We start from the raw sequence: 23,259 nt of genomic DNA, 5'->3' as shown, positions 1-23,259 counted from the left end.
GTGTATCTTATTTCAATTCAACCTTAATTTCTTTGATTCCCGTTGTGGCACAGCCAGTTGTAATTGTTGCCGTTCCGGACCCGGAAATTAGCCATGAATATTCTTCTGATTCATCCGGTTGGAGAGCATTTCGCAAAAAATACTTTCTTCCGGAAACCATTTTCTGATTTTCATTTAACTTAATCTCGGTTTTTATACGGGAAACAAAACGGACTTTATCACCAATTTCAGCATACGTTGGCAACATTCCTTTGTTGACTATTTTAACTGTAATGCGGAATAAATTAGCATCTAATTTTTCAACTACAGGAACTGAAGTTTCAATTGTTGGCATGGCATTCAAAAGTTCTTCCAAAAAAAGTTTGTGTTTTGACACTGACTCATCCAAGAATTTGGAGGGAGGATTATTCATACTATACGGAAGAAATCCGCCAACTTCAGCTTTTTGAATCGGAAAATCGGGGTGTTTTATTGTTGTCCAATTCACAAATACATTGTTCAATTGATTTCTCTCTGACCATTTTAAAAATTCAATTTCGGGGTTTACTTCTGATTTTTCACCTTTTTTAGGTTTTTCAGTTTTTGCCTCGGTGGAATCTTTTTTTACTTCTTCTTTTTCCATCCACCATCCCGGTGTTGAAAAACTAAATTTTCCCGCATGGTAATAGGCCGTTTGTGCAAAATTACCTTTTGTCATTGGTAATTTAGGTCCGTCTTTTATCGCTGCTTTTTCGGTATATAATTTGGAAACATGTTCAGCCGCTTTCACATCATTTTCTAACCATCCTTTTATTATTCGGTTGTTTGCCGATTTACTGTCAAATTTTGGAGCTTCGGATAAATTATTATTCATTCCGAATGTTAGTACGCCATAAATGTTTTGATTGAGGTATAAAAAATCCAACAAAGCTCTGGTTTCGGGTTCTGAAGCCACATAAACACCGGCACTTTTTTCAAAAACAGGATGGTCAAAAGTGAAATTTTTATCGATATTAACTCCTTCTGAAGCATCTTCATTGAATTTTCCGTCTTTATCATTATCAACTCCTTCAGTAATCAAAATATATTTTCCTACCTGATTTTTAGACGGATCGGCTTTGATTAAAATTCGGGCATCTTCTGGACTTTCAATGTAACTTCCCGAGACATCTTCAATACGAACTTGTGTGATAAAACCATCTTGATTCAAATCTTCAAATCCATCTTCGCCAATTTTTCCATCACGATCGTCATCAGTTTGAGTGGCATTTCCGCTTTTTTCAAATTTTAATTTATTGAAATAAGCTGCCTTCGCATCCGGATTTACAGACGGTACAAAATACAAAGTTTTTTCTGCTAACAATTTTGAAAGACTGACATCGTTCAACAACTGGTCTATCAATTTCACGGCAATTTGTGTTCCGGCTTGGTGTTTTCCGTCAATTCCTGCAGTAATCAAAAGTGCCGGTTTTGGCTTTTCTGATGACGATAGTGTCACTAGCCAAATGTCTTTCCCACCACTACTTTTACCGATGGATTTTAACGAACATAACTTACTTTTCGACTCAAATTCTTTGAGCCTTTTAGATAGATTTTCATACGTAAGGTAATCTTCCTGAGCTTGTAAAAAACCAAACATCAGGATAAAAAAGAGAAGTAAATGTTTTCTCATAAAAAAGAATTTAGTTAGAAGCATAAAAATAGTTGTTTCAAACCGACTAAAATGTTAATTTTAATCTAATCTTTGTTTGGCAAAGAATGAAACAATACTATTTTTGATAATTTTACTAAAAATCATACAAAATGAAAATCATCATCATCAATGGTCCAAATTTGAATTTATTGGGAAAAAGAGAACCTGATGTGTATGGCAATCAATCGTTTGAATTGTATTTTGCCTCTTTACAAAAGAAATATACTGACATTGAACTTTCTTATTTTCAGAGTAATATTGAAGGTGAGTTGATTTCAAAAATTCAAGAAAGCGGATTTTCATTTGATGGAATTATTCTGAATGCCGCTGCTTATACGCATACTTCCGTGGGAATTGGCGATGCAGTAAAAGCCATTCAAACACCGGTGGTTGAAGTACACATTTCCAACACTTTTGCACGGGAAGAATTCAGACATTATTCTCACATTGCTGCTAATGCAAAGGGAATTATTGTTGGATTTGGTTTACAAAGTTATGAATTAGCTTTACACTCTTTTTTAATTCAATAAATCCCATACAACCAATCACTTTTAAAAAACGTCTATACCAAAAAAACTACATGAAAAAACTAATCCTTTTGTTGAGTTGTTTGTACTCATTTTATTGTTTCTCACAAATTAGAGGGACTGTTACAGATGAAGGAGGACTACCACTTCCGTTTGTGAATATTTATATTGAAAACACCTATATTGGAACTACTTCAAACGAAAAAGGACAGTATGAATTGAATATTCAAAACAGAGAGCAAGTTGCGGTGATCTATCAATATTTAGGGTATAAAACGCAAAAGCACATTCTACAAATTAATCAATTTCCACATTATTTTGATGTACGCTTAAAAGAAGAAAATTATAATCTACAAGAAGTGGTATTGAGTTCCACTGAAAATCCTGCTAACGGAATCATCAGAAATGCTATTGCCAATCGCAAGCAAAACAGTATGAAAACAGCTCGTTTTACAGCTGATTTTTATTCGAGAGGAATTTTCAGGTTGAAAAATGCACCAAAAAAAATACTGGGACAGGAAATTGGTGATTTTGATGGAGCATTAGATTCAACCGGAACAGGAATTTTATATTTATCTGAAACCGTTTCAAAAATTATTTTTGAAAAACCGAATAATCTCAACGAAAAAATAATTGCTTCTAAAATCAGCGGAAGAGATAATGGTTTTAGCTACAATACCGCCAGAGCAACGATTTATGATTTTTATGACAACACCATTCAATTCAGCATTAGCATGATTTCGCCTATTGCTGAAAATGCGTTTAGCTATTATAAATACAGTCTGGATGGAACTTTCTATGACGAACGAAATAACCTCATCAACAAAATAAAAGTAATTCCCAGAAGAGATACCGAACCCGTATTTGAAGGTTATATCTACATTATTGAAGACAGTTGGGCAATTTATGGGATCGATTTAGACATCAAAGGATACCGTATGAAGGAAGAATTTCTTGATGTCATGAAGCTCAAACAAAATTTTAGTTATAACGAAACCAATCAGATTTGGGCAAAAAATTCACAAAGTTTAGAATTTGAAGCTGGTGCGTTTGGTATAAAATTTACCGGAAAATTTACGCATGTTTACAGTAATTACGATTTTAAACAGGATTTTGATAAAAAAACCTTTTCAAAAGAAGTGTTGAGTTTTGAAGAAAATGCCAACAAAAAAGATTCTACCTATTGGAATGTAATGAGGCCCGTTCCTTTGACGGAAGAAGAAAATTCAGATTACATTCGAAAAGACAGTATTCAGTTGGTGAGAAAATCAAAACCCTATTTAGATTCGATTGACAAAAAAAACAATCGCTTCAAAATTGTTAAAATTCTAACAGGTTACAGTTATCAAAATTCTGAAAAAAATTGGCGTTTGAATTATGGTGGATTTCTCAAAATGCCTAATTTCAATACCGTTCAGGGTTGGAATCTTTCTACTGATTTGTCCTATACAAAACGAAATGATGACGATAGAAAATATACCACTTTTGGCACACGATTTAATTATGGATTTGCAGAAGAAAAACTGCGTGTTACCGGATTTTTCTCATCAAGACTTAATGCTAAAACCAACAGTTTTTTAAACTTCTCGGGAGGAAGTCAGGTCGTTCAATTTAATCAAAACCAACCCATTAGTCCATTTTTAAATTCAATGGCGACCTTATTTTTCAAAGAAAATTATATGAAACTTTTTGAAAAAAACTACGTCAGTGCGAGTTATAGTCAGGAGGTTATTAATGGTTTATATGCCAGTGCATCGCTGGAATATGCCGAACGTAAACCTCTTTTTAATAATACGGATTATGTTTTGATAAAAAACAACAAAGAATATCTATCCAATAATCCCCTTGATCCTACAGATTTTGTTAATGCCGGAATTGAAAAACACAATTTGATGAAATTCAATTTGAACACACGCATTAATTTTGGTCAGAAATACATCTCAAGACCGGATGGAAAAATTAATATTGCCAACAATGATTATCCAACACTTTTTTTGGGATATGAAAAAGGGTTTGCAGGAAATGAATCGAATTATAACTACGATTTTGTCGCCGGAAGAATTTCTTATGAAAAATCACTAGGCAACAAAGGAACTTTTGCTATTAATTTAAAAGGAGGTAAGTTTTTTAATGCCGAAGAGATTTCATTTGTGGATTACAGACACTTTAATGGAAATCAAATCAATGTGAGTGCAGAAAATAGGTATTTAAATAACTTTAATTTGCTCCCCTATTATTCTCGCAGCACGAATGACAGTTATATGGAAACGCACATCGAACACAATTTTGATGGTTTTATCATGAACAAAATTCCACTTTTCAATAAATTAAAATCTACTTTGATTATAGGTTATCACCAATTAGCTATTCCCGATGTTAAGCCGTATCAGGAGTTTAGTGTTGGTTTAGATAAATTAGGTTTTGGAAAGTTTAAACTACTTCGATTGGACTATGTACGTTCCTATAACGGAAGTCAATTTGTAGGCGACGGATTTATGTTTGGCTTACAACTATTAAGTATTTTTGACTAAAAAAAGAGCGAAGAAAATTAAAATTCTTCGCTCTTTTTTTGAAACTTATAATTGGTAAGTTATACGCGAACAATATTTGCTCCAATGGCTCGTAAACGTTCATCAATTCGTTCATATCCTCGATCGATTTGTTCTATGTTTTGAATGGTGCTCGTTCCTTTGGCTGACAAAGCTGCAATCAATAACGAAATTCCGGCTCGGATATCAGGTGATGACATAGTAGTTGCTTTCAATTGTGACTGAAAATTATGTCCGATAACAATAGCACGATGCGGATCACAAAGAATGATTTTCGCTCCCATATCGATTAGTTTATCCACGAAGAACAAACGACTTTCAAACATTTTTTGATGAATTAACACCTCTCCTTTGGCTTGTGTTGCCACCACAAGAACAATGCTCAACAAGTCAGGCGTAAATCCCGGCCAAGGTGCATCGGCAACTGTTAGAATGGAACCGTCAATGTCTTTTTTAATTTCATAACCATCTTTGTGTTCCGGAATGTAAATATCATCTCCACGTCGCTCAATGGTAATTCCTAATTTTCTAAAAACCGATGGAATAACGCCTAAATTCTCCCAGCTTACATTTTTGATGGTAATTTCGCTACGTGTCATGGCTGCTAATCCTATCCAACTTCCGATTTCAATCATATCCGGGAGAATGCGGTGCGAACAACCCCCTAGACTTTCGACACCCTCAATCGTTAATAAATTTGAACCTACTCCCGTAATCTTTGCTCCCATCGAATTAAGCATCCCGCACAATTGTTGTAAATACGGTTCGCAAGCTGCATTATAAATGGTTGTGGTTCCTTCTGCCAAAACAGAAGCCATCACGATATTCGCTGTTCCGGTAACAGAGGCCTCATCCAAAAGCATATAAGCTCCTTTTAATCTTCCTTCAATTTCAACACCATAAAAGTGATCTTCTCTGTTGTAACGGAACTTTGCCCCAAGGTTAATAAATCCTTCAAAATGAGTATCCAATCTTCTTCTTCCAATTTTATCACCGCCCGGTTTAGGAATATATCCTCTACCAAAACGAGCCAAAAGTGGACCAACAATCATAATCGAACCACGTAATGAACCACCTTCTTTTTTGAAAGCTTCGGTTTCCAAATAGCCTACATTTACCTCATCGGCTTGAAAGGTAATGGAACCCGGTCCGTTTTTTTGCATTTTTACACCTAAGTTCCCTAAAAGGGTAATTAATTTATTGACATCCAAAATATCCGGAATGTTATTAATAGTAACTTTCTCCGGTGTCAGCAATACCGTACATAAAATTTGTAATGCTTCATTTTTTGCTCCTTGCGGATGAATTTCTCCTTTAAGACGATGCCCGCCTTCTATTTTGAATGTTCCCATATTCGTTGACAGCGATTATTTCTGATTGTTATTTTTATACGGTTTTGATTTTGCGTTTTTATTGTTTTTTTTAATCATCGGATTCTTTTGAATAGCCGGCATATTTTTGTTGGAAACTTTTTTATTAGTTCGCATCAAATCAGATGTGTTGAGCAATTCTTCTGTGCTTTGGTGCAAATCAATTCTTCCGCCGGAAAGTTCATATAGATGATCAAAAATGGCCTTGTCGTCCACAGTATCTTTATTCCAACTTAAATACGATTTTTTCATGTGGTTGGCAATTACTTTGATGAGAGCTGATTTTAACTCACTTTCTTCCCAACTGTTAGCCACATCAATCATGTATTTGATGTTATTTCCATAAAAACGATATTTTGGATTTTTCTGTGGATAATCCAATCGTTCCGGTTTGAGATTAATAACATCTCGGGTTGGTATTGGATAAGGACTGTCTACATCCAATTTAAAATCAGACATAATGAATAATTGATCCCAAAGTTTATGTTGAAAATCCAACACATCTCGCAAATGTGGATTCAAACTTCCCATTACTTTAATGATGTAACGAGCAGCTTTGTTTCGCTCATCTCTATCTTCAATAATTGTTGCCTGATCGATTAATTTCTGCAGATGACGTCCGTACTCAGGAATCATCAAATGTGGACGTTCGGCATTATATTCTAAAACATGCACCACATTGTGTGCTTTTTCATTGTGCGTCATTTTCGTATTTTTAAAGCGAAATTATACCTTCAATAGTAGAAACTTCCTGGTATTTTTCTACCACGTGTTCGGGACTTTCCATATTTACATTCACTGAAACACTGGTAAACTTTCCTGTTTTAGATTGAACGGTGTTAATCACAGCCCCCATGTTGTTAAACGCTTCTTCCACGGCAATTATTTTTGAAGTATCAGTTGGAACAATAAATTTATAAAGGTAAATGGAAGGCCAATTTGAAGTAGTTCGCAATTCTTCTTTCAATCGTTCATAAAAATCTTCGGTATTCTTATCCATAACAAATTTAATATAGGCAAATATACAGTATTGATTTTAGATTTTAGAATATTGAAATTGAATTTTGATGATTTACAGCTTTACTTAAACAGTGATACACCATAGATTGTTAATTAGAAACTAAATTTTCTTAACAAAATCTTATAAAACTACTTAAAATAAAGTCAAAAGTTTGTTTACAAGTTGAGTATTTTTCTAAATTTACCCCCTTATTGAATACATGTGAATAAAGAACTCATTGTTATTACCGGTGGTCCAGGAACCGGAAAGACAACAATTATTAACGGATTACTTGAAAAAGGATATACTTGTTTTCCTGAAATTTCCAGAGAAATTATTAATGATGCCCGAAAACAGGGAATTGAACAATTGTTTCTGGAAAAACCCTTGTTATTTAGTGAATTGCTGTTAGAAGGAAGAAAAAAACAACATCATCAAGCAAAAGAACATTCAGAAAATTTAATTTTTTTAGATCGCGGCATACCTGATATTTTGGCTTATATGCATTATATTGGTGACAGTTATCCATCTTTCTTTGACGAAGAGTGTAAAAATAACCAATACACTAAAGTATTTCTTTTACCACCTTGGAAAGAAATCTATCAATCAGATGAAGAACGTTATGAAAATTTTGAACAAGCCAAACTTATCTATAATCATCTCAAAGAAACTTATGAAAAATATGGTTATCACCTAATTGAAGTTCCTTTGGATCATGTAGATAAAAGAATTATTTTTATCTTAGAGGCCATATCCGGATAAGTAAAATGGTACAAGCCGAAGAAATTTTAAAAAAATATTGGGGTTACAATGAATTTCGAACGCCTCAAAAAGAAATTATTACTGCCGTATTATCCGGGAAAGATTCGTTTGGGTTGATGCCTACCGGCGGCGGAAAATCAATTTGTTTTCAAGTGCCCGGTTTAATGAAAGAGGGAATTTGCCTCGTTGTTTCTCCTTTAATTGCTTTGATGAAAGACCAAGTTGAAAACCTTTCAAAAAGAGACATTAAAGCATTGGCTCTCACCGGTGGAATTTCTTCCGACGAAACCATTACGTTGTTAGATAATTGCCTTTACGGAAACTATAAATTTTTATACCTGTCCCCCGAACGCTTGGAACAAGATTGGGTTTTAGAGAAAATAAAAAACCTCCCTTTGAATTTAATTGCCATTGATGAAGCTCATTGCGTTTCACAATGGGGACATGATTTTCGTCCATCTTACTTAAAAATAAGTCAATTAAAACGTTTTTTTCCTGCAGTTCCTTTTTTGGCATTAACGGCCTCAGCAACAGAACGGGTAAAAAAAGATATTATTGAGCAATTGAAATTGGATAACCCAACTGTTTTTCAAAAATCATTTGCCAGAGAAAATATAGCTTATATGGTGATTGAAACCGAAGATAAGTTGCACAAAATGGAGCAAATGTTAAAGAAAAATTCGGAATCGTCAATTATCTATGTACGGAATCGAAAAGCATGTTTTGATGTTAGCAATCAATTGCAACAATTAGGGTTTAAAACTACTTATTATCATGGTGGATTGTCTTTGAAAGAAAAGACAAAAAACATGGGGCTTTGGATGACCGAAAAAGTGCAAGTAATGGTGGCAACCAATGCTTTTGGAATGGGAATTGACAAAGCCAATGTCAAAACAATCATCCATATTCAACTTCCCGAAAACATTGAAAATTATTATCAGGAAGCTGGTCGAGCCGGAAGAAACGGAGAAAAGTCATACGCAGTTTTGTTAATTGGTCCGGCTGATGTTGTTGCCGCCAAGTCACAATTTATTTTAGGTTTACCGGATAAAGATTTTCTAAAAACAGTTTACATCAAATTGTGTAATTATTTTCAAATTGCCTATGGCGAAGGAATAAATGAGCAATTTTCATTCAATCTGAATCATTTCTGTTCACATTATTCGTTTCCCGTTATAAAAACATATGCAACACTACAATTTTTAGATCGTCAGGGTGTCATTAGCTTTACACAGGAATATTCAGAAAAAATTAATTTACAATTTTGTATTGAAAGCAAGGAAGTCATTCGCTACATTAGCTTGAATCCTTCGGAGGAGGAAATTATTTTAGCTTTTTTGCGAACCTATCCGGGCATCTATGAATACCAAACCGCCGTAAATCTTTCACTTATTGCAAGAAAAAGTAACAGTTCCGAAGAGCAAGTTGAATCTGTTTTAAACCGATTAAAAGAAAAAGGAATTGTTGATTATATTTCTAAAAATAACGATGCAATCATTACATTTAATGAAGTTAGAGAAGACGAACACACGATCAACCGCGTTTCAAAATATTTAGAAAAGCAAAACGATTTAAATAAGGAGCAAATAGAAGAAGTTATTCAGTACGTCACCAATCATGAAATTTGCAAAAGTCGATTTATACTCAATTATTTTGGCGAAAAAAACACATCCAATTGTGGCATCTGTTCTTACTGTATTTCGAAAAAAGAAAAAAGCATCAACACGATTCAGCTAAATGAACTGATTTTAAACTTGATTGCAGAAAAACCAATTTCCTCTCGCGAATTAGTAAAAATAACGGATTGTAAAGAACAGGAACTTATCTTTGCCTTACAAGAACTGTTGGACGAAGAAAAAATTATCATTCTCCCCAATAATAAATACACAAAAGCTTAGCATGGAAAAATTACGCATTGTTTTTATGGGAACACCTGATTTTGCAGTGGGAATTTTAGATACCATAGTAAAAAACAATTATACGGTATTGGGAGTAATTACCGCTCCTGACAAACCCGCAGGAAGAGGTCAAAAAATAAATACTTCGGCTGTAAAAGAGTATGCATTAGAAAAAGGTTTACACATTCTCCAACCAACTAATTTAAAAGAGGAGACATTTTTAAGCGAATTAAAAAGTCTTAATGCCAATTGTCAAGTGGTTGTCGCTTTTAGAATGTTGCCGGAAGTGGTTTGGAAAATGCCAAAATTTGGTACTTTCAACTTACATGCTTCCCTCCTGCCTAACTACAGAGGAGCAGCTCCTATTAATTGGGCTATCATTAATGGTGAAACAAAAACCGGAGTAACAACTTTCTTTATTGATGATAAAATTGATACCGGAGCCATTATCCTTTCAGCCGAAACGCCAATTGAACCCACAGAAAATGTTGGCCAATTGCATGACAGACTGATGGTTTTAGGAAGTCAGATTGTAATTGAAACATTGGAAACTATAGAAAACGGAACGGTGCAAACTACTTTACAAACTGATTCTCCTGAAATTAAAACTGCCTATAAACTCAACCGAGACAATTGCAAAATTGATTGGACAAAATCCGGTGAGGAAATTTTTAATCTTATTAGGGGTTTGAGTCCTTATCCGGTAGCATGGTGTCGTATTCAAGATGAAGGTCAAGAATGGAATGTAAAAATTTATGAAGCAACTTTTGAAAAAGAAGATCATTATTTGACTGTGGGATCGATTATATCTAACAAAAAAGAAATGAAAATAGCAGTATCTGATGGTTTTATTCATATCCAAAGCATACAATTCCCCGGAAAAAAGAAAATGGTGACTCAGGAATTGCTCAACGGAATGAAATTTTCTACTACAGCAATGGCTCTTTAAGTACTGAAAACACTCAAAAAAGAGTAAATACCCGACGAATAACACGGCTTTATCAACAATACTGCTCAAGTTATCAACAAAAATGACGAAAACTCACGAAAACACTTGTGCAATAAGGAAATCCTACTAAATTTGTTTTAATTAACTTTATGTTTAACCAACAATTAATAACTATTATTATGAACAAATCAGAATTAATCGATGCTATTGCTGCTGACGCAGGTATCACTAAAGCAGCTGCTAAATTAGCTTTAGAATCATTTTTAGGAAACGTAGGTAAAACTTTGAAAAAAGGTGGAAGAGTTTCTTTAGTAGGTTTCGGATCATGGTCAGTTTCTAAAAGAGCTGCAAGAGACGGTAGAAATCCACAAACAGGAAAAACTATCAAAATTGCTGCTAAGAATGTTGTTAAATTCAAAGCTGGAGCTGAATTAGAAGGTACAGTAAACTAGTCTAATTGATTTGATATAAAGAAAAGTCTTCCAATTCGGAAGACTTTTTTTTATACTTTTTGTGAGAATGTTTGGTAGTTTTAAAATAATTTAGTTAAATTTAACTAAAAATTGCAAGGATATGATTTCAGAAAAACTTCAAAAGGGTCATTTACTCATTGCAGAGCCTTCCATTTTGGGTGATTTGTCATTCAATCGTTCTGTTATTTTATTAGCTGATCATACTAACGAAGGATCGGTTGGATTTATTTTAAACAAACCACTTGACTACACCTTAATGGATTTAGTTCCCGAAATTGAATCATCCTTTACTATCTATAATGGAGGCCCGGTTGAACAGGATAACCTTTATTTTATTCATAGCATACCGGATTTAATTCCGGATAGTGTTGAAATTTCTAACGGGATATATTGGGGAGGCGATTTTGAAAAAACCCGTGACTTAATTAATAGTGGTGAAATTAATAAAGATTCTATTCGTTTCTTTTTAGGATATACCGGCTGGGATGCGAATCAATTGGAAACAGAAATGAATTCTAATTCATGGATTTTAATTGAGAACAGCTATAAACATAAGATTCTTCAAAAATCATCTTCCAATTTTTGGAAAGAAAAAATCATTGAACTGGGCGGAGAATACTTAATATGGTCAAATGCACCTGAAAATCCTATGTTAAATTAACTGATTTCTATCTGCTGATTAACCTTTTCCAGTAAAATTTTTGCCCATTTTATTGTAAAATCTTTTTTGCGGTATTTTGTGATTGGTTGAATACCTTGAATTACATTGGTAATAAAAAGTTCGTCCGATTTTTGTAAATCAAATGGTGAAATAGGTTCTTCAAACACTTCCAAACCTTCCGTTTTATTTGCAAGTGCCAAAACCTGCTTACGCATAATTCCGTTTAAACATCCCTCTGAAAGCGGCGGTGTAATTAAACGATTTCCTGAAATCATAAATAAATTACCATTCAACGCTTCCACAACATTTTTTTCCTCATTAAGTAGCAAACAATTTTGATACCCATTTTCGTCCGCAAAAATACTTCCAACCGTATTGATTAATTTGTTTGTCGATTTAATTGTAGAAAGTAATTGTTTGGTTAGGTAAAAATCTTTAAATAACTCAACTTCATAGGATTCCTCATTGAATTGGTATGCTTTACTATCTAATTTAGTTGTTGAAATTAGAAAAGAGACCTTTCTATCTGTAGGTAAATAATATCCACCATCGTTTCGATAAACCGTGAAACGAACTCGGCAAGAATCTGAACAAGAATTTTGAACAGCTAAATCTAAAATATACTGTTCTAAATTTTCTAACGTAAAATTCATTGGAATTTGCATTCGAACAATTCGCATAGATGCCATTAAACGAAAATAATGATCTTCAATAAAGAGCACTTTTCCATTCACTACTTTAAGTGTTTCAAACACAGCATCACCATAAAGAAAAGCCCTGTTTAGACTTAATACTGACTCTTGTTCTATTATATTTCCATTGAGATTAACCATAAAAAAAGCCCTGATTTTACAGGGCAAATATACGTTTATTCCATCTAATTACACAGAACCAATAACATGCTTTAAATCAGAGATTTGATTTTCCCACAACAATTTAGACTCGCTTAATTCGTCTTCATAAGCGAAATCAACCACTACTAAAGAGACATCTTTAGTGATTTCATCTTCCATGATTTTAAGCTCAAAAAAATAATCTGTGTCTTTATCCTGCTCATCTAACCACTTGAATTTTATTCTTTCATTTGTTTTTTTGGAAGCCAAACGAGCCTTTTCTAAAGTATCATCCCAAATAAAAGTAAAAAATTCACCTCTTGAATTGACATTGTCTGCAAACCACTCCGATAATCCCGATGGGGTTGAAATATATTGATAAAGTAATTGTGGTGATGAGTTCAAGGGAAACTCTATTTCGTAGCGTACTTTTGTATCCATTCTTACTATTTTTGGGGCAATATATTGATTATTACTTCAAAAAAAAAGCGTTTTTTAAAATAAAAATATTTTCTTATTTAATGTTTGCAAGGTCTACTATTATTTATATATTTGCACCCGCATTACCGACGAGGTAATGACCGAATTTGGCGAGGTAGCTCAGTTGGTTAGAGCGTTGGATTCATAACCCAAAGGTCACGGGTTCAACTCCCGTCTTCGCTACTAGATTATTACATTGAAATTAAACGGATTATGGTTCATAATCCGTTTTTTTTATGTCTTCAATTACTTATTTCTATTCTTTCAAAAAAACTAAGCTCTTTAAATTTTAGCTTTTAATCTAGTTTTATTGATTTAATAACTCTCAAACTTATTTTAAACTCGTCATAATAGGAAAATAAATTATCATATGCATTTAGCTACTGTGTCAATTAAATTTCAAAAGAGTTGAATTTTGCAAATATATTTTGTAAGATATTTATATATCATATTTCATTATTTATGCATTTCATCGATATTTTAATACATTTTATCGATTATTTGATTTTTGTTTTTACTTTTGAATCGTCAAAAATCTAGAATCAATTTAACCTCATAAACGATGAAAAAGGTTGCTTTAATAAAACATGCCTTTATAGTATTGTTGTTGTACTCTTCTAATTGGCAGTGCTATTCAACATGTTTAAAAAAGAATGTCGATAAGACTGAAAACAGACAAAGTGATAATCAATCGACTGTAAATGTTAATCAAAAGTCTTATCTTTTTTTTAATGGAAATAATAGCTACGGAACAACATCGGGTTTCTTAGAAAATTATGAAAAAATAACCCTAATGGGATGGATAAGTTTATCGTCTCAGTTTCAGAATGACGGATTCATTATGGGTGAATATAAATTTAACATTAGCTGTGATGCTTCTAAAAGAGTAAAAGTAACTTATAATAACAGTTCATTAGTAAGTTCAGTTATACTCGAAAAAGCTCGTTGGTATCATATCGCAGCCACCTTGGAAGGAAATAGAGTAAAACTCTATATAAATGGTGAGTATGTAAATCAACTAACCGTGAACAATGTTTTATCTCAAACAAATGATTCTGCTTTTACACTAGGAAAAAAACCATTAAACGATAGCGATTATTTCTTAGGTAAAATGGATGAGATTAGGGTGTTTAATAAATGCTTAACGAGTAGTCAAATCCAACAAATGGTTTACCAAGAAATTGTAAATAATAATGGAATGATTAAAGGTTCTGTGGATTCAAAAAACATGGGTGGGTTAGTTTTTGCCGATTTAATCCGTTATTACAAAATGGATGTAATTCAAAATAATGTTGCTCAAAATCAAACCCAATCTAACTTTAATACAGCTGAAGGAATTCAACTTTATAACATAAACATTGTTGAAAATCAAGAAGCACCGATGCCTTTTATTACTCAGCGAGACGGGGATTTAACAACCGCAATAAATGATGTACAAAAAGATATCTTCGGAAAAGATGCTGAAACTTATCCATGGTCAATCATTCAAATTAAACATACTATTACTCAGTCAGCCAACTTAGTAAACTATGGTTTAATTGTTGATCATGAGAAAAGAATTACAATGTTAAATCACACAAAATTGGAAAACCGTGGTTATTTGAAAATTAATGGTGTGATTGATTTAGAAGGTAAATCACAGCTAATTCAAACGGAAAAAAGTGAATTAGATCCAACCAGCTCCGGAAGAATCGAACGCGATCAGCAAGGACAAAGCAATAAGTTCAACTATAACTATTGGTCTTCTCCGGTGAGCTCTATCAATAATTCAACCATAAATCACGGCTATACCGTTGCCGGAGTAATGAAAGACGGAACTAATCCGAATAACCCTGTAAACATCGCTTGGGTAAACGGAACGAATAATCCGACAACGAGCAACCCAATTACATTGAGCAGCTACTGGATTTACAAATTCCAAAACGTAACTCCAATTTATGCCAACTGGGCAACTGTGGGTCAAAACGGAGCGTTATTAGCCGGTCAAGGTTATACGTTAAAAGGAAGCGGAGCCGCAAGTCCAACTCAAAACTTCACCTTCGTTGGAAAGCCTAACAATGGCGAAATTACCGGTTTTGTGTCGGCTAACAATTTGAATTTATCAGGTAATCCCTACCCTTCTGCCTTAGATGCGAATGAATTCATCAAACAAAACTTAAGTGCTATTAACGGAACATTATATTTCTGGGAACATTTTACAACCAACAACACACACAACCTAGCCGGTTACCAAGGTGGTTATGCTACCCGTAATTTAGTAGGCGGAACAGCTCCTGTTTCTCCAACCGGCGTGAGTGGTTTAGGTTCAAGTACCAGAACGCCCGGAAGATTTATTCCGGTGGGACAAGGTTTCTTTGTCCGTGGAAATGCTACCGGCGGAAGCTTTATGTTTAATAATAGCCAACGTTTGTTCATCAAAGAAAATAATACCGATTCGAATGTACTTTTCCGTGCTGCCAATCAAAACGCAGTAACAAGTGAAGAGGAAGTTCAATACGGAACAGACAACAACCAAGAAGATGCGTATACCGAAGATGAATTCATGAAAATCAGAATTGGTTTTAATTCGTATAACAATTACCACAGACAATTGTTGATTGGTTTTATGAATGAATTAGCCACGGAAGAAATCGATTTAGGCTATGATGCTATTCACATCGACAACCAACAAAATGACATGTACTTTTTGCATAATGGTGTAAAACTGATTATTCAAGGTGCTTCGTATTTTGATATTAATAAAGTCTATCCGTTAGGTATCAAAACGTTTGCGGCCGGAAATGTACAATTTACCTTAGACGGAACCGAAAATGTTCCCGAGGACACCGACATTTTTATCCACGATAAAACTACCGGATTATACCATTCGATTAAAAATGAACACTTTAACATCGAATTGCCACAAGGAGAAATTCACAACCGCTTTGAATTAACGTTCAACAACGGAACTTTATCTACAGGTGATTATAATTTGAATAATGAAATTACGGTTGCCTTTACCAATGCCCAAAATCTACTCATAATAAAAAATAACTTAACCGATGTCACAGTGGAAACCGTGAGCATCTTTACGATCCTGGGTCAGACCCTTGCCACTTGGAATGTTGAAAACGAAACCCAAAACAACATTACACTACCGGTGAGCAACGTGAGTACTGGCACCTATATTGTTCGTGTGCAAACAACTGCCGGAACAATTAGCAAAAAAATCATTATTAAATAGGGTTTTGATAATTGATTTTTGACACCGAAAGGCCCCTCGACGTGAGGGGCTTTTCATTTTTATTTTTTTTTAATAAAAAATTATTTGAATAATGTTAACATATCATAAAATGAAAATAAATAATGGATCAATTTTTGACACCGAGGAAAAATTAATCATTAAAACATCTGGAAAATTTTTGATACATCTATATTTTTTAAAGGGATTGGTATAATTAAAGTAGGATTCAAGAACGATAACAAATTTCAATAATAGATAAACAATAAAAAAGGATTGCTTTATCTAAAAAAACAATCCTAATTTATTGGTGTGTCTATTTATATTTATTTCACCTCCATCAACTCCACATCAAAAATCAAGGTAGCATCGGGAGGAATTACGCCACCGGCTCCACGTGAACCATAGCCTAAGTAAGAAGGTATCACAAAACGTGCTTTATCGCCTACTTGCAATAATTGAATTCCTTCGTCCCAGCCTTCAATCACATGACCTTTTCCAAGTGGGAAATCGATTGGTTGTTTTCTTTTGTAAGAGGAATCGAAAACCATTCCGTTTTCTAATGACCCGGTATAATGTACCGAAACTGTTTTACCCTTTTCCGCTTGTTTTCCGTTACCTTTTTGGATGATTTTATAACGTAAACCACTTTCGGTTTTTTCAAAACCGGCTGCTAATTTTTCAAGAGCTTCTTCTGCTTTTTGTTTTTCTTCTGCAATTCTTTTCTCACGGGAACCTTCGAATGTTCTAAACGCTTCGATGGCATTCCATTGTTGAGCTTCGTCACCTACTCTTACAATTTCCAGTGATTCTATCACATCGCCTTGAGCAATGGTATCTACTACCTCTTGTCCTTCTACTACATTTCCAAAAACCGAGTGTTTTTTATCTAACCAAGGTGTTGCCACGTGTGTGATAAAAAACTGTGAACCATTAGAACCCGGTCCGGCATTTGCCATAGACAATACACCTGGTCCATCGTGACGTAAATCCGGGTGAAACTCGTCGTCAAATTGATAACCCGGTCCACCTGTTCCTTGTCCTTGCGGACAACCACCTTGGATCATAAAATCAGAAATAACGCGGTGGAATTTTAATCCGTCATAATACGGTTTTCCCATTGGTTTGGCATCGTTTTCTAATTGTCCTTCGGCTAAGCCAACAAAGTTTCCAACTGTTCCCGGTGTTTTATCATGTGTTAATTTTACTAAAATGGTACCTTTTGTGGTATTGAATTTAGCGTATATTCCGTTTTCCATGGTTTGATTTATTTTAATTGAGGTGCAAATTTAAGATAATATTGTTGATTAACCTTATTTTTATGAAAGCGGATGGTTGAAAATGAAATTCCTTTGAAAGCAGAATCCCCTAGCCCGGATTGCAACGGAAAGCTTTTTTTGAAAAAACAAATTAGTTTTGTTGACTTGGCAAAGCGACCTTGGGAGCTCTTGCCGAGGCTTACAAAACTTTTGTTTTGAAAAAAAACTTGTAGTGAAAAGCCGGAATAGCTTCTGAAAAATAAGTATTTTTGCCAAAAATTAGTTGTATGCGAATTGATATTATCACGGTTTTACCTGAACTTTTACGAAGTCCGTTTGAGGCATCAATTTTGAAACGTGCCATTGATAAGGGTTTGGTGGAAGTGCACGTGCATAATTTGCGTGATTATACGACCAACAAGCAGAAAAGTGTGGACGATTATCAGTTTGGCGGTGGTGCCGGAATGGTGATGTCCATTCAACCAATTGACGATTGTATATCCAAATTGAAGAGCGAACGTAACTATGACGAAGTGATTTATATGTCGCCCGATGGGGAAACGCTGAACCAGAAAATGGCGAATTCGATGTCGATGTTGAACAATATCATTATTCTTTGCGGACATTACAAAGGAGTTGATCAACGGGTTCGCGATCATTTTATCACAAAAGAAATTTCGATTGGTGATTATGTGCTTTCGGGTGGCGAATTGGGTGCGGCTGTTTTGAGTGATGCGATTATTCGGTTAATTCCGGGAGTTTTGAGTAATGAAACGTCGGCTTTAACGGATAGTTTTCAGGATAATTTGCTGTCGGGACCGATTTATACGCGTCCGGCAGAATACAAAGGTTGGAAAGTGCCCGCTGTTTTGTTAAGCGGCAATTTTGCCGAAATTGATAAATGGCGTGAGCATCAAGCATATGAGCATACGAAGAATAGACGGCCGGATTTGTTAAATGAATAAATATGCCTCCCATCAAAACAGCCCTTTTAGCCTACGGACTTTCCGGTAAATTTTTTCATGCTCCTTTTTTGGCGGCTAATGAAGGATTTGAATTGTATGCTGTTTTGGAACGAAATAATCAAAAAGCAAAGCATGATTTTCCGGATGTGAAAAGTTTTGCTTCGTTAGAAGAACTTTTGGTTGATGAATCCATTGAATTAGTCGTTGTCAACACACCAAATAACACGCATTTTGAATTAGCTAAACAATGTTTGTTAGCTAAGAAACATATCTTATTAGAAAAACCGGCGACAGCAACACCGGAAGAATTTTTGGAATTGATTGAACTAGCCAAATCGGTGAACAAGCAACTTTTAGTCTATCAAAACCGCCGATGGAGCAGCGATATTTGTGCGGCAAAAGAAATCATCAAATCAGGAAAATTAGGCGAAATTATTGAAGTTCACTTACGTTTTGATCGTTATCGACCGACAATCAGTGCAAAAGGATTTAAAGAAAATGAATTGCCCGGAAGCGGAATATTGTATGATTTAGGGTCGCATTTAATTGATCAAGCCATCTCCATTTTTGGTAAACCGAAAAAGTATTCTATACAAAAAGGAATGTATCGCAATGGCACGATGGTGGATGACTATGCATTTGTGCATCTTTTATTTGAAAATCAGGTGAATGCTTTTATAACTGTGAGTATGCATGTATTGGATATTCAACCCGGCATTGTGATTCACGGCACAAAAGGAAGTTTTATCAAAGAATTTTGTGACGAACAAGAAAATCAATTGATGGCCGGAATGCCTCCAAATCATCCCGATTTTGGATTGGAATTGAAAAACAAAGAGGGAAAATTGACATACATTGATAAAAACAACCATACAATTGTAGAACGAATTCCTTCCCAAAAAGGAAATTTCAATGGTTTGTTTAAAGATGTATATGAATGTATTAGGAATGACAAACCGTTTTCAGTTTGTCATGAGGAGATTTTGGAGCAGTTGACTATTCTCAACACAAAATAAAAATCCACCAATTTAATTGTCATTTCAAAATAAATTGTAAATTTGCACCCACATTTGGACCAACCTCTGACGAAGTGCGTGTATGTTGCTCTGATAATCACTATTTTAACTTAATTGTTATGGCAGATTTAATGAAATTCGTTCAAGACGAATTTGTAACAAAAAAAGACTTTCCGGAATTCGGAGCAGGTGATACCATCACTGTGTATTATGAAATTAAAGAGGGTGAAAAAACCAGAACACAGTTCTTCAAAGGAGTTGTAATCCAACGAAGAGGAACCGGAGCAACTGAAACCTTCACCATCCGCAAAATGTCTGGTTCTGTTGGTGTAGAAAGAATTTTCCCTATCAACATGCCGGCTTTACAAAAAATTGAATTGAACCAAAGAGGTAAAGTAAGAAGAGCTCGTATTTTCTACTTCAGAGACCTTACCGGTAAAAAAGCAAAAATCAAAGAAAGAAGAAGATAATCAACTTTCTACTCATAAAGAATCCCGTTTTGAAATTCAGAACGGGATTTTTTATTTGCTCTAATTTTAACAACTTACTCAATTTTTAATTTGTTTTTTGACAAATTCATAATTTTTAAAGTTCAGATTGTCATATCCATAATTCAATCGTTTTCGTTGTCTGAATCTAATTAAATTCACCTTCTTTTTTGTATCTTTGGCATCCTGTTTTTCAGGAAATAAACAAACAAAAACAACTTTATTTTTATGTCAAAATCCAAAATTATTTATACAATTACGGATGAAGCTCCTATGCTTGCTACTCATTCGTTTTTACCCATTGTCAAAGCTTTTACTTCTCCATCAAATATTTCCGTTGAAACCAGAGACATTTCTTTAGCCGGACGAATTATTGCTAACTTTTCTGAGTATTTAAAAGAAGACCAACGTATCAATAACGATTTAGCCGAATTAGGTCAGTTAGCCACAACACCTGAAGCAAACATTATCAAGTTACCCAATATATCCGCTTCTGTTCCTCAACTAAAAGAAGCCATTGCAGAATTACAAAAATTAGGCTATGCCATTCCCGAATTTGTTGAGAATCCACAAACGGAAGAAGAAAAAGTAATCAAAGCTAAATTTGCTAAAGTATTAGGTTCTGCCGTAAATCCGGTGTTGCGTGAAGGAAATTCCGATCGTCGTGCCCCGAAAGCGGTAAAAAATTACGCACGAAAACACCCGCACAGTATGGGTGCTTGGCTTGCCGATTCTAAAACGCACGTTGCTCACATGACCGGAGGCGATTTTTATGGCAGTGAACAATCTATCTCAATTCCGGAAGCAACTACTTTCCAAATTGTTTTTGAAGCAAAAGATGGTACTACAAAAATTTTAAAAGATACAACGCCTTTAAAAGCGGGTGAAATTATTGATAGTTCGGTGATGAACATAAAATCGTTAAAACAATTCATCGCCAACGAAATTGAAGATGCGAAAGCGAAGAATGTTTTATTTTCTGTTCATTTGAAAGCGACCATGATGAAGGTTTCCGACCCGATTATTTTTGGAGCTATTGTGGATGTTTTCTTTGCCGATGTTTTTGAAAAATATGCCGATTTGTTTAAAGAATTAGGTGTAAATACCAAAAATGGGTTAGGTGATGTGTATGATAAAATTTCCGGTCACGCTAAACAAGCCGAAGTAGAAGCTGCTTTAGCCGAAGCCATGGCAAAAGGACCTTCCATTGCAATGGTGAATTCTGATAAAGGAATTACCAATCTTCATGTTCCTTCGGATGTGATTGTCGATGCTTCGATGCCGGCCATGATTCGAACTTCCGGTCAAATGTGGAATGCAGAAGGAAAACAACAAGACACCAAAGCCATTATTCCGGACAGATGTTATGCCGGAGTATATACGGCAACGATTGATTTTTGTAAGAAACACGGAGCATTCGACCCAAAAACGATGGGAAGTGTACCCAATGTTGGTTTAATGGCTCAAGCAGCGGAAGAATACGGTTCGCACGACAAAACCTTCCAAATCGATGATTATGGTACAGTGAAAGTAATCAATGGTGATGGAGCTGTGTTGATGCAACAAGCCGTTGAAAAAGGTGACATTTTCAGAATGTGTCAAGTGAAAGATGCTCCTATTCAGGATTGGGTTAAATTAGCCGTAAACCGTGCACGATTATCCAACACACCGGCTGTTTTTTGGTTAGATGAAAACCGAGCTCACGACAGACAAATTATTGATAGAGTCAATTTATATTTAAAAAATCACGATACAAACGGATTAGATATTCGTATTCTTAATCCAATTGATGCGACTACTTTTACGTTAGAAAGAATTATCAAAGGTTTAGATACGATTTCTGTAACTGGAAACGTGTTACGTGATTACTTAACCGATTTATTCCCGATTTTAGAGTTAGGAACATCAGCTAAAATGTTGTCCATTGTTCCGTTAATGAACGGCGGTGGATTATTTGAAACCGGTGCCGGTGGTTCTGCTCCAAAACATATAGAACAATTTATTGAAGAAGGTTATTTACGTTGGGATTCTTTGGGTGAATTTTTAGCTCTTGGTGTTTCATTAGAACATTTAGGTCAAACACAAAATAATGCCAAGGCTTTAGTTTTATCAGAAACTTTAGATACTGCAACTGAAAAATTCTTAGAAACCGATAAATCACCTGCTCGAAAAGTAGGCCAGATTGACAACAGAGGTTCGCATTTTTACTTGGCTTTCTATTGGGCACAGGCTTTAGCAGAACAAAATAAAGATGTTGAATTAAAAGCACTCTTCACTCCTATCGCTCAAGAGTTAACCGAAAATGAAGCTAAAATTAATGACGAATTGATAGGTTCGCAAGGCAAAAAACAAGAAATCGGTGGTTATTTCAAACCTGATTTTAAATTGTTAGAAAAAGCGATGCGACCGAGTGAGACGTTGAATGCTGTTTTGGCGAAGTTGAATTAAAAATATATTTTCTTATTTTAAAAAGACAATCCTAACCGATTGTCTTTTTTTGTTTCATTTTAAACCCTAAATTTATAAAATCGAAAAAAGTTTTAGGTTCTTCCCAACCTTTTGCCAACTATTGTGCTCTTTATAAGAAAGCAAACCAATTGTGATGGAAAAAAATATCATTCAAGCCTGCAGAAAAATGCACCGAGACGCCCAACGGAAGGTGTATGAGCACATGGGACCCAAATTGTATCACCTATGCAAACGGTATCTCAAAAAAGAGGAAGAAATAGAAGAAGCTTTGGCCGATGCATTCTATACTATTTTCACCAAAATTGATCAATTAAAAGAAGACCACGCATTTGAAGCCTGGGCCCGAAAAATCACAGTCAATCAGTGTTTACTGACGTTGCGGAAAAATGTGAATTTTAATTTGTATTTGGATGATGTCAAATTAGCCTCGCAACCCACAACGGACGAAATTACTGATTTAGAAGAGGAAGATTTACTCAACTTACTTCAACTGATTCCTGACGGATGCAAAACCATTTTTAATCTGTTTGTCATCGAAGGGTATTCACACAAAGAAATTGCATTGCAATTAGGCATCTCAGAAGGTACTTCAAAATCACAATTGAACGCTTCCAAAACCAAATTGAAAGAGTTAGTGAACAATTTTTATTATCAAAAGGCAAAATAGC

The 23,259-nt window shown here is 34.7% G+C and carries 20 protein-coding genes and 1 tRNA gene; 14 read left to right on the top strand and 7 right to left on the bottom strand.

From position 1 onward, the window contains the following. Positions 1-7: 7 nt before the first annotated feature. Positions 8-1,651 (bottom strand): M14 family metallopeptidase, encoded by a 1,644-nt coding sequence (locus EQG68_RS08990; RefSeq protein ID WP_129464484.1) that lies wholly within the window; start codon positions 1,649-1,651, stop codon positions 8-10. A 131-nt stretch (positions 1,652-1,782) separates the two neighbouring features. Between EQG68_RS08990 and aroQ the strand changes: the two genes are divergently transcribed. Together aroQ and EQG68_RS08980 are read left to right on the top strand one after the other, a co-directional pair. After that, the gene (aroQ, locus tag EQG68_RS08985; protein WP_129464483.1) at positions 1,783-2,202 is read left to right on the top strand and encodes a type II 3-dehydroquinate dehydratase; all 420 of its coding nucleotides are present in this window, start codon (positions 1,783-1,785) and stop codon (positions 2,200-2,202) included. Positions 2,203-2,252: 50 nt separating this feature from the next. Then, a complete protein-coding gene (locus EQG68_RS08980; protein WP_129464481.1) occupies positions 2,253-4,730 on the top strand; it encodes a DUF5686 and carboxypeptidase regulatory-like domain-containing protein in 2,478 nt (825 codons plus the stop codon). Positions 4,731-4,789: 59 nt separating this feature from the next. Here the strand turns inward: EQG68_RS08980 and murA are convergent, their stop codons facing one another. The 3 genes from murA to EQG68_RS08965 are packed head-to-tail and all read right to left on the bottom strand — an operon-like array spanning position 4,790 to position 7,118. Further along, complete coding sequence (gene murA, locus EQG68_RS08975; protein ID WP_129464478.1) at positions 4,790-6,100, bottom strand: UDP-N-acetylglucosamine 1-carboxyvinyltransferase; 1,311 nt, start codon at positions 6,098-6,100, stop codon at positions 4,790-4,792. A 15-nt stretch (positions 6,101-6,115) separates the two neighbouring features. Beyond that, positions 6,116-6,823: a DUF4290 domain-containing protein gene (locus tag EQG68_RS08970; RefSeq protein WP_129464476.1), complete on the bottom strand. Its 708-nt coding sequence runs from the start codon at positions 6,821-6,823 to the stop codon at positions 6,116-6,118. A 10-nt stretch (positions 6,824-6,833) separates the two neighbouring features. Further along, positions 6,834-7,118, bottom strand: coding sequence for a DUF493 family protein (locus EQG68_RS08965; protein WP_129464474.1), 285 nt, complete (start codon positions 7,116-7,118; stop codon positions 6,834-6,836). 222 nt (positions 7,119-7,340) lie between these two features. On the opposite strand from EQG68_RS08965, the gene EQG68_RS08960 reads away from it, so the two are divergent. The 5 genes from EQG68_RS08960 to EQG68_RS08940 all read left to right on the top strand — a co-directional run bounded on the left by EQG68_RS08960 (position 7,341) and on the right by EQG68_RS08940 (position 11,861). Beyond that, positions 7,341-7,880, top strand: coding sequence for an AAA family ATPase (locus EQG68_RS08960; protein WP_129464472.1), 540 nt, complete (start codon positions 7,341-7,343; stop codon positions 7,878-7,880). 5 nt (positions 7,881-7,885) lie between these two features. Beyond that, positions 7,886-9,778, top strand: a complete 1,893-nt coding sequence (locus EQG68_RS08955; protein ID WP_129464471.1) for a RecQ family ATP-dependent DNA helicase — start codon at positions 7,886-7,888, stop codon at positions 9,776-9,778. A 1-nt stretch (position 9,779) separates the two neighbouring features. Then, positions 9,780-10,727: a methionyl-tRNA formyltransferase gene (gene fmt / locus EQG68_RS08950; protein WP_129464470.1), complete on the top strand. Its 948-nt coding sequence runs from the start codon at positions 9,780-9,782 to the stop codon at positions 10,725-10,727. Between the two features lie 179 nt (positions 10,728-10,906). Next, positions 10,907-11,179 (top strand): HU family DNA-binding protein, encoded by a 273-nt coding sequence (locus tag EQG68_RS08945; RefSeq protein ID WP_129464469.1) that lies wholly within the window; start codon positions 10,907-10,909, stop codon positions 11,177-11,179. A 121-nt stretch (positions 11,180-11,300) separates the two neighbouring features. Next, complete coding sequence (locus EQG68_RS08940) at positions 11,301-11,861, top strand: YqgE/AlgH family protein (protein WP_129464468.1); 561 nt, start codon at positions 11,301-11,303, stop codon at positions 11,859-11,861. On the opposite strand, the gene EQG68_RS08935 is transcribed toward EQG68_RS08940, so the two are convergent. Together EQG68_RS08935 and EQG68_RS08930 are read right to left on the bottom strand one after the other, a co-directional pair. Beyond that, the gene (locus EQG68_RS08935; protein WP_129464467.1) at positions 11,858-12,694 is read right to left on the bottom strand and encodes an aminotransferase class IV; all 837 of its coding nucleotides are present in this window, start codon (positions 12,692-12,694) and stop codon (positions 11,858-11,860) included. The two genes, EQG68_RS08940 and EQG68_RS08935, sit on opposite strands and share 4 nt — an antisense overlap. 48 nt (positions 12,695-12,742) lie before the next feature. After that, complete coding sequence (locus EQG68_RS08930) at positions 12,743-13,135, bottom strand: START-like domain-containing protein (protein WP_129464466.1); 393 nt, start codon at positions 13,133-13,135, stop codon at positions 12,743-12,745. Positions 13,136-13,283: 148 nt separating this feature from the next. Here EQG68_RS08930 and EQG68_RS08925 point away from each other — a divergent pair. Next, positions 13,284-13,357, top strand: a tRNA-Met gene (locus EQG68_RS08925). A 379-nt stretch (positions 13,358-13,736) separates the two neighbouring features. Further along, the gene (locus EQG68_RS08920) at positions 13,737-16,397 is read left to right on the top strand and encodes a LamG-like jellyroll fold domain-containing protein (protein ID WP_129464465.1); all 2,661 of its coding nucleotides are present in this window, start codon (positions 13,737-13,739) and stop codon (positions 16,395-16,397) included. 323 nt (positions 16,398-16,720) lie between these two features. Here the strand turns inward: EQG68_RS08920 and EQG68_RS08915 are convergent, their stop codons facing one another. Beyond that, complete coding sequence (locus EQG68_RS08915; protein ID WP_129464464.1) at positions 16,721-17,653, bottom strand: peptidylprolyl isomerase; 933 nt, start codon at positions 17,651-17,653, stop codon at positions 16,721-16,723. Between the two features lie 287 nt (positions 17,654-17,940). Between EQG68_RS08915 and trmD the strand changes: the two genes are divergently transcribed. The 5 genes from trmD to EQG68_RS08890 all read left to right on the top strand — a co-directional run bounded on the left by trmD (position 17,941) and on the right by EQG68_RS08890 (position 23,258). After that, on the top strand, positions 17,941-18,618 hold the full coding sequence (gene trmD / locus EQG68_RS08910; RefSeq protein ID WP_129464463.1) for a tRNA (guanosine(37)-N1)-methyltransferase TrmD: 678 nt from the start codon (positions 17,941-17,943) through the stop codon (positions 18,616-18,618). 2 nt (positions 18,619-18,620) lie between these two features. Further along, the gene (locus tag EQG68_RS08905) at positions 18,621-19,634 is read left to right on the top strand and encodes a Gfo/Idh/MocA family protein (protein WP_129464462.1); all 1,014 of its coding nucleotides are present in this window, start codon (positions 18,621-18,623) and stop codon (positions 19,632-19,634) included. 119 nt (positions 19,635-19,753) lie between these two features. After that, complete coding sequence (gene rplS / locus EQG68_RS08900) at positions 19,754-20,104, top strand: 50S ribosomal protein L19 (protein WP_129464461.1); 351 nt, start codon at positions 19,754-19,756, stop codon at positions 20,102-20,104. Positions 20,105-20,350: 246 nt separating this feature from the next. Then, positions 20,351-22,570 (top strand): NADP-dependent isocitrate dehydrogenase, encoded by a 2,220-nt coding sequence (locus EQG68_RS08895; RefSeq protein ID WP_129464460.1) that lies wholly within the window; start codon positions 20,351-20,353, stop codon positions 22,568-22,570. A gap of 187 nt (positions 22,571-22,757) precedes the next feature. Then, complete coding sequence (locus tag EQG68_RS08890) at positions 22,758-23,258, top strand: RNA polymerase sigma factor (protein WP_129464615.1); 501 nt, start codon at positions 22,758-22,760, stop codon at positions 23,256-23,258. The last annotated feature ends 1 nt before the right edge of the window (position 23,259 follow it).

It is taken from the genome of Flavobacterium piscinae, from assembly GCF_004122145.1.
GTDB classification, from domain to species: Bacteria; Bacteroidota; Bacteroidia; order Flavobacteriales; family Flavobacteriaceae; genus Flavobacterium; species Flavobacterium piscinae.
The sequence above is the reverse complement of the archived record's forward strand: the minus strand, read 5'-3'. Positions and strand labels throughout refer to the sequence as shown.